General features: G+C 67.7%; 9 protein-coding genes. All 9 read left to right on the forward strand.

Features of this window, described 5'->3' with window-relative positions:
- The first annotated feature begins 16 nt into the window (after positions 1–16).
- Positions 17–340, forward strand: coding sequence for a histidine triad nucleotide-binding protein (locus tag E5K04_RS11740; RefSeq protein WP_136554282.1), 324 nt, complete (start codon positions 17–19; stop codon positions 338–340).
- Positions 341–402: 62 nt separating this feature from the next.
- The gene (gene tatA, locus E5K04_RS11745) at positions 403–609 is read left to right on the forward strand and encodes a Sec-independent protein translocase subunit TatA (RefSeq protein ID WP_136554284.1); all 207 of its coding nucleotides are present in this window, start codon (positions 403–405) and stop codon (positions 607–609) included.
- Between the two features lie 49 nt (positions 610–658).
- Positions 659–1,168 (forward strand): twin-arginine translocase TatA/TatE family subunit, encoded by a 510-nt coding sequence (locus tag E5K04_RS17060; protein WP_407920083.1) that lies wholly within the window; start codon positions 659–661, stop codon positions 1,166–1,168.
- On the forward strand, positions 1,165–1,902 hold the full coding sequence (gene tatC / locus E5K04_RS11755) for a twin-arginine translocase subunit TatC (RefSeq protein WP_136554288.1): 738 nt from the start codon (positions 1,165–1,167) through the stop codon (positions 1,900–1,902). The genes E5K04_RS17060 and tatC overlap by 4 nt, the downstream gene beginning before the upstream one ends.
- Positions 1,899–2,240, forward strand: coding sequence for a DUF2069 domain-containing protein (locus tag E5K04_RS11760; RefSeq protein WP_136554291.1), 342 nt, complete (start codon positions 1,899–1,901; stop codon positions 2,238–2,240). The genes tatC and E5K04_RS11760 overlap by 4 nt, the downstream gene beginning before the upstream one ends.
- 178 nt (positions 2,241–2,418) lie before the next feature.
- Positions 2,419–4,584 carry a type I secretion system permease/ATPase gene (locus E5K04_RS11765; RefSeq protein ID WP_136554293.1) on the forward strand — a complete coding sequence of 722 codons (2,166 nt, stop codon included), beginning with the start codon at positions 2,419–2,421 and terminating at the stop codon, positions 4,582–4,584.
- Positions 4,584–5,990 (forward strand): HlyD family type I secretion periplasmic adaptor subunit, encoded by a 1,407-nt coding sequence (locus E5K04_RS11770; protein WP_205700352.1) that lies wholly within the window; start codon positions 4,584–4,586, stop codon positions 5,988–5,990. Before E5K04_RS11765 ends, E5K04_RS11770 begins: the two co-directional genes overlap by 1 nt.
- A 16-nt stretch (positions 5,991–6,006) precedes the next feature.
- Positions 6,007–6,597: a response regulator transcription factor gene (locus tag E5K04_RS11775; protein WP_136554295.1), complete on the forward strand. Its 591-nt coding sequence runs from the start codon at positions 6,007–6,009 to the stop codon at positions 6,595–6,597.
- A 143-nt stretch (positions 6,598–6,740) separates the two neighbouring features.
- Positions 6,741–7,584: retention module-containing protein (locus E5K04_RS16760; protein ID WP_136554297.1), on the forward strand; the 844-nt coding region annotated here is incomplete at its 3' end.

Here is a 7,584-nt window from a genome sequence, read left to right on the forward strand (position 1 = left end):
TACAGGACATATCCGAATGAGCGACTGCATCTTCTGCAAGATCGTGGCGGGCGACATCCCGGCCACCAAGGTTTACGAAGACGACGATTTCGTCGCCTTCCACGACATCCGGCCGATCGCGCCGGTGCACGTGCTGATCATCCCCAAGGCGCATGTCGACAGCCTCGCGCATTGCGAACCCGCCCACCAGGCGATGCTGGGCCGCATGCTGCTGCTGGCGCCGCAGATTGCCGCCGAACAGGGCATGACCGACGGCTTCAAGTGCGGCATCAACACCGGCCGCGCCGGCGGACAGGAAGTGCCGCACCTGCACCTGCACGTGTTCGGCCACAAGGCCTGAGTTTTCCCGCGCAGGCGATGGCCTGCGCACTAACAACACATCAATCTGGGTAGAGACACATCATGGGTTCTTTCAGCATCTGGCACTGGATCATCGTTCTGGTCGTCGTCGTCCTGGTGTTCGGCACCAAGAAACTGCGCAACGTGGGCCAGGACCTGGGCAGCGCGGTCAAGGGCTTCAAGGAAGGCATGAAGGGTGACGAAGAGCAGAAGCCGGCCGAGGGAGGCCGCGTGATCGACGTCAAGGCCGAAACCGAAGACAAGAAGTAAGCCGCCGACCGTGTTCGAGATCAGCTTTGGCGAGCTGGTGCTCATCGGCATGATCGCGCTGATCGTGCTGGGCCCCGAGCGCCTGCCGACCGTCGCTCGCACCCTGGGCGCCCTGATCGGCCGCATGCAGCGTTTCGTGTCCGGCGTGAAGGCCGACATGCACGCGCAGGCGGCCGCCACCGGCCTCACCGGCCTGCAGGAGGACCTGCGCAACGCGGCCGAGGATCTGCGCAGCCAGGTGCAGGGGCAGGTCGACGAGGTCAACGAGGCGCTGCGCGCCCAGGAGGGCGAGCTGAAGGCGCTGGCGGCCGAGACCGCGCAGCCGGTGGCCGACGCGCACGCCGAAGTCGGCGCCGCGCTCAACGAGGCCGTGCACGATGTAAGCGCCGTACCGGTGGCGCCGGCGGCCGACGTCGACCCGCAGGCGCTGATCGACGCCGCGCACCGCGACGACGACGCGCCGGGCGCCCCGCCGCGCGACGAGAACCAGCTCGACCTGTTTGAACCCGCCGCGCCCGCCGCGGCGACCCCGTCACCCGAACCTTCCCCGCGTCCATGACAGAACAACCGCTGCTGGCGCACCTGATCGAGCTCAGAACCCGACTGGTGCGCGCCGCGGCCGGCATCCTGATCGTGTTCGTCGTCCTGTTCCACTGGGCCGGCGACATTTACCGGCTGCTGGCCAAACCGATGATGGACGTGCTGCCGGTCGGCGCGAGCATGATCGCGACCGACGTGACCGCGCCGTTCTTCGTGCCGGTCAAGGTGACCATGCTGGTTGCCTTCCTGGTGTCCCTGCCGAACACGCTGTACCAGGTGTGGGCGTTCGTCGCGCCCGGCCTCTACCAGCACGAGAAGAGGCTGGTCGCGCCGCTGGTGGTCTCCAGCGTGCTGCTGTTCTTCATCGGCATGGCCTTCGCGTACTTCCTGGTATTCCCGGTGGTGTTCGGCTTCATGAGCTCGGTCACTCCGGAGGGAGTGTCGATGATGACCGACATCGACAAGTACCTGTCCTTCGTGCTCGGCATGTTCGTCGCCTTCGGCGTCACCTTCGAGGTGCCGGTGGTGGTGATCCTGCTCACCCGCATGGGCATCCTGCGCGTCGAGCAACTGCGCGAGGGTCGGCCTTACGTGATCGTCGGCGCCTTCGTGATCGCCGCCATCGTCACCCCGCCCGACGTGCTCTCGCAGATCATGCTGGCGGTGCCGCTGTGGATCCTCTACGAGCTCGGCATCCTGCTGTCGGTGTTCCTCGGCAAGCCGTCCGCCAAGACGGACGGGGAGGCGGCATGAGGCAGTGGGCACACTGGGGGGCGATTTCCAGCCTGATCGCGCTGATCCTGCTGAATGTCGGCTGGGAGCTGTGGTGGGCGCCGCTGCGCGAGGGCGGCTCCTGGCTGGTGCTCAAGGCTGCGCTGTTGCTGTTGCCGCTGCCGGGCATCCTGCGTGCGCGCCGCTACACCTACCAGTGGGCGAGCATGTTCATCCTCGGCTTCTTCGCCGAGGGCGTGATGCGTGGCTGGGCCGACAGCGGCCTCTCCAGCACCTTCGGTTGGGCGCAGGCGGCCTTGTGCACGCTGTTCTTCACGTCGGTGCTCGCCTTCGTGCGTGCCGGCCGCGCCGCCGCCTGAACCGTTTTTCCGGCTCACCCCCGCTCTGGCCGCCCACGAGGCACGGGCGGGGGTTTTGTATTTTTGCGACAAACAGCTTCAATCTATTCATTTCAAATAAAAAGCCGTGTAGAGTGCGGGGCGCGTATAAAATCATTATAGCGAACCGATAAAGCCGACCTAGTCTGCGAGTCCCATCATGGCTTTTCATACCCAAGTACCGGCCGACGGCGCCGGGCTCTCCCGCCAGTCGACCCACGTCGACCCCCTGCTTGATTGCCTGTTCGCGCTCGCCCGCGGCTACGGCCTCGCGGTCACCCGCGAGTCGCTCACCGCCGGCATCCCGCTTCCCGACAACCGGCTCTCCCCCTCGATGTTCGCGCGCTCGGCGCGCCGCGCCGGTCTTGCCGCGCGGGTGACGCGGCAGACGATCGCGTCGCTGCGCGAGGCGCTGCTGCCGGCGGTGCTGCTCATCGACGGCACCGACGCGTGCATCCTGCGCGAGCGTGACGGCGACACCCTGCGCGTGAGCTACGCCGAGCTGCCCGACGCGGTGGTCGAGGTGGCGCTTGCCGAACTGGAGGCGCGCTACGCTGGCGTCGCCATCTTGGTCAAGCCGCGCTACCAGTACGAGAAGCGTGCGCCCGAGATGGCGCAGATCCGCTCGCGGCACTGGTTCTGGCAGACGGTGTTCGCCAGCGCGCCGCTCTATCGCGACGCGATGGTCGCCGCCTTGCTGATCAACCTGTTCGCGCTGGTCTTCCCGATCATCTCGATGAACGTGTACGACCGGGTAGTGCCGAACATGGCGACCGACACCCTGTGGGTGCTCGCCGTCGGCGGCGCGCTAGTGCTCATGTTCGACTTCCTGCTCAAGGTCTCGCGCGGCTACCTGATCGACCTGGCCAGCAAGCGGGTCGACGTGACCCTGTCGGCGCTGATCATGGAGCGGGTGCTCGGCATCCGGCTGGAGGCGCGCCCGGCTTCGGTCGGCGCGTTCGCCGCCAACCTGCGCGCGTTCGAGACCATCCGCGACTTCATCGCATCGGCGTCGGTCACCGCGCTGATCGACATGCCGTTTTTGCTGCTGTTCGTGCTGGTCATCGCGTGGATCTCGCCGTGGATGGCGATCCCGGTGCTGGTCGCGGCCTTGCTGATGGTCGGCTTCGCGTGGCTGGTGCAGGCGAAGATGCAGGAGATGGCGGAGACCACGCTGCGCGCCGGCGCGCAGCGCAACGCACACCTGGTCGAGAGCCTGGCCGGTCTCGACACCATCAAGGTGCTCGGCGCCGAGGGCGAACTGCAGGGCAAGTGGGAGCGCTCGACGCTGTTCCTCGCGCAGGTCGGCTCCAGGCTCAAGCTGCTGGCGTCGACCACGCAGAACTTTGCCGGCTTCATCCAGCAACTGGTGTCGGTCGCGATGCTGGTGGCCGGCGTCTACATGATCATGCTGGGCCAGTTGTCGATGGGCGGCATGATCGCCGCGATCATGCTGTCCGGCCGCGCGATGGCGCCGTTGGGACAGGTGGTCGGCCTGCTCACCCAGTACCACAACGCCAAGACCTCGCTCGCCTCGCTCGACGGCTTCATGAAGATGCCCGTCGAGCGCGAGGCGGACGCCAACTTCTTCCACCGGGTCAGCTTCAAGGGCGAGATCGAGTTCTCCGACGTCAGCTTCAGCTACCCGCAAAACCCGATGATCGCGCTGAAGGGCGTGTCGTTCCGCATCCGTGCCGGCGAGCGCGTCGCGGTGATCGGCCGCGTCGGCTCGGGCAAGAGCACGCTGCAGAAGCTGATCCTCGGCCTGTTCCAGCCCTCCGGCGGGTCGATCCGCGTCGACGGCGTCGACATCAAGCAGATCGACCCGGCCGAACTGCGCCGCCATATCGGCTACGTGCCGCAGGACCCGGTGCTGTTCTACGGCTCGCTCAGGCAGAACATCGCGATGGGCTCGCCCTACGCGTACGACGCGTCGGTGGCGGCGGCGGCCGAGCAGGCCGGCCTCACCGAATTCGTCGGCGCGCACCCACAGGGCTTCGACATGCTGATCGGCGAGCGCGGCGAGTCGCTGTCCGGCGGCCAGCGTAAGGCGGTCGCCATCGCGCGCGCCTTGCTTAACGCGCCGCCCATCCTGCTGCTGGACGAGCCGACCAGCAATATGGACCACACCTCCGAGGCGCGCATCCGCGAGACGCTGCGCGCGATCGCGCCGGGGCGCACCGTGCTGTTGGTCACCCACCATAACGCCCTGCTCGACCTAGTCGACCGCCTGATCGTGGTCGACCAGGGGCGCATCGTCGCCGACGGGCCGCGCGAAGAAGTGGTCGCCGCGCTGCAGCAAGGCCGCGTAGGGAGGGCCGCGTGATGAAACGCTGGATGGAACAGGGCAAGGCCTGGGCGCTTTCGGTGCAGGCGCGCTGCGCGCCGTGGTGGGACCGGCTGATGGACTGGGCCGGCGCGCGCGACATCGCCGACCGCAACGACTTCGCCGCCGACGCCGACTGGGCGATCCTTGAGCAAAAGCCGCAGCGCCCGCGGGTGTTCGTGTGGCTGATGCTCGCCGTGGTGGTGGTCGCCATCCTGTGGGCGGCGCTGGCCAGGGTCGACGAGGTGTCGCGCGGCGAGGGCAAGGTGGTCGCGTCCGGACAGAACCAGGTGCTGCAGAGCCTGGACGGCGGCGTGGTCTCGCAGATCCTGGTGCGCGAGGGGCAGGTGGTCGACAAGGGGCAGTTGCTCGTCAAGGTCGACAATACCCGCTTCGTGTCGTCGCTGCGCGAAAACCAGGCGCAATACCTGTCGCAGGCGGCCAAGGCGGCGCGCCTGAAGGCGATCGCCAACGGCGAGGCGTTCGCGCTGCCCCAGGAAGTGCTCGAGCGTGCACCCGACATCGCCCGCCAGGAGATGGACCTCTACCAGAGCAAGAAGATGGAGCTGGACGCGTCGGTGGCGATCGCGCGCCAGCAGCTCGCGCAGCGCAGGCAGGAGCTGAACGAGGCGGTCGCCCGCCGCGATCAGGCCGCGCAGGGCCTCGCGCTGACCAACCAGGAACTGTCGGTCACCCGTCCGCTGAAGGCGACCGGCGCGGTGTCCGACGTCGACCTGCTCAGGCTGGAGCGCGACGTCAGCCGCTACCGCGGCGAGCGCGACATGGCCGCGGCGCAGGTGCCGCGCATCCAGGCGGCGATCGCCGAGGCGCAGCGCAAGATCGACGAGGTGGAGCTGATGTTCCGCAACCAGGCGAGCACCGAGCTCTCGGAGACGCTGGGCAAGGTCGGCGCGCTGTCCGAGGGCAGCGTCGGCCTCAAGGACAAGGTGAAATTATCCGAGATCCGCAGCCCGGTGCGCGGCGAGGTCAAGCGCCTGTACAACAACACCGTCGGCGGCGTGGTGCAGCCGGGCAAGGACATCGTCGAGATCGTGCCGCTGAACGAATCGCTGCTGCTGGAGACGCGCATCACGCCGCGCGACATCGCCTTCCTGCGCCCCGGCCAGCCGGCGGTGGTGCGCTACACCGCGTACGACTTCACGGTGTACGGCGGCATGCAGGGCGTGGTCGAGACCATCGGCGCCGACACCGTGACCGACGAGAAGGGCAACGCCTTCTACATCGTCAAGGTGCGCACCAAGGGCTCGAGCCTGGGTGAGGCGAAGCTGCCGATCATCCCCGGCATGGTCGCGCAGGTGGACATCATGACCGGCAAGAAGAGCATCCTGTCCTACCTGCTCAAGCCGGTGCTGCGCGCCAAGGCCGCCGCGCTGACCGAACGCTGAGACAAGGAGACTGGCCATGAAGATTTTGCTGCTGACCCTGAGCGAGGCGCTGGCCGACACCTGGCGCGCCGCGCTGGGGCCCGGGCGCTGCTGGCGGGTCGCCGATACGGCGACGCTTGCCTCGACGCTCGAGCCCGGGCAGACCGTGCTGGTCGACCTCGCCATGCCGGCTGTGGACGCCGCCAACTGGCCGGCGCTGTGCGCGCGCGCCCGGGTGGTCGCGCTGAGCTCGGTGCCCGACAACGCCGAGGGCGTCGCCTGGCTCGGCCGCGGCGCGGCCGGCTACGCGCACGCGTACTCGACCGAAGACGTGCTGTGCCAGGTGGTTGCCACCGTGGAAGGCGGCGCCAGTTGGGTCGGCCGCGAACTGCTCGCGCAACTGTGCCGCCAGCTCGCCGGCCGCCTGCCCGCCGGCGATGGCGCGTGGCGCGACAAGGTGACCGCGCGCGAAGCCGAGGTGGTCGCCGCGCTGCGCCGCGGCCTCTCCAACAAGGAGATCGCGCGCGAACTCTCGATCGCCGAGCGCACCGTCAAGGCGCACCTGAGTCACCTGTTCGAGAAGTTCGGCGTGGAAGACAGGCTGCAGTTACTGATCAAGCTGGGTTGAGCGCAGCCCTCACCCGCCCAACGGCAGCCGTATGGCTGCCGTTTTGCTTTGCGACGCGCCGTATTGTCCTTCGGTGCGATATTCCTTTCGCATTTGTCGTCTTACCCTGACAGCATCTCAATCGTGTCAGCGAAGGACGGGTCATGGCTCAAGGTAAAGTGGTCGCCATTCAGGGTGTAGTCAGGGCCGTAGCGGCCGACGGCAGTGTGCGTGTACTCAAGGCGGGCGACATGGTCGCCACCGGAGAGCGGATCGAGCTTGCCAACGGCGCGGCGCTCACCTTCGAGCGCCCCGACGGTCAGGAAGTCAGTCTCGACGGCGGCCGCTCCGTACTACTGGCCGAGGAAACCCTGCAGCCGAACGTCGTCGACGCCAGCGAAGCGCGCGTCACCCCGCTGAGCGCCGAAGCCGAGAAGGTGATCGCCGCGCTCAACAGCAACGAAGACCCGCTGGGCGTGCTCGAAGAAACCGCCGCCGGCCTGACCGGCGGCAGCGGAGCCGACGGCGGCCACGGCTTCGTCCGCCTGGGCCGCATCGTCGAGACCCTGAACGAACTGAACCTGGAAACCGCCCGTGTGGAGGCGCGGGTGGTGCCGGAGCGCGAAGGACTGGCGGCCACCACCCGTGAAGAGGCGCTGGTCGACGCCACCGCGCCGACCATCACCGTCAACGCACCGGACAACACCCAAGACACCACGCCGACCATCACCGGCAAGACCGACGCGCCGGCAGGCAGCACCGTCACCATCGTGGTGACCGACGCCAAGGGTAATCAGCAGACGCTGACCACCACCGTGAAGCCGGACGGCAGCTACAGCGTGGACGTCACGCAGCCGCTGGCCGAAGGCGGCTACAAGGCCGACGCCAGCGTGAAAGATCCTGCTGGTAACACCAGCAAGGCAAGTGATGCAGGCAGTGTCGACACCGTGGCGCCGGAGCTGGGCATCAACCTCGACCTGATCGTGGTGGGTGGCGACAACGTGGTGA

This window comes from Crenobacter intestini, assembly GCF_004919095.1.
Lineage (GTDB): Bacteria > Pseudomonadota > Gammaproteobacteria > Burkholderiales > Chromobacteriaceae > Craterilacuibacter > Craterilacuibacter intestini.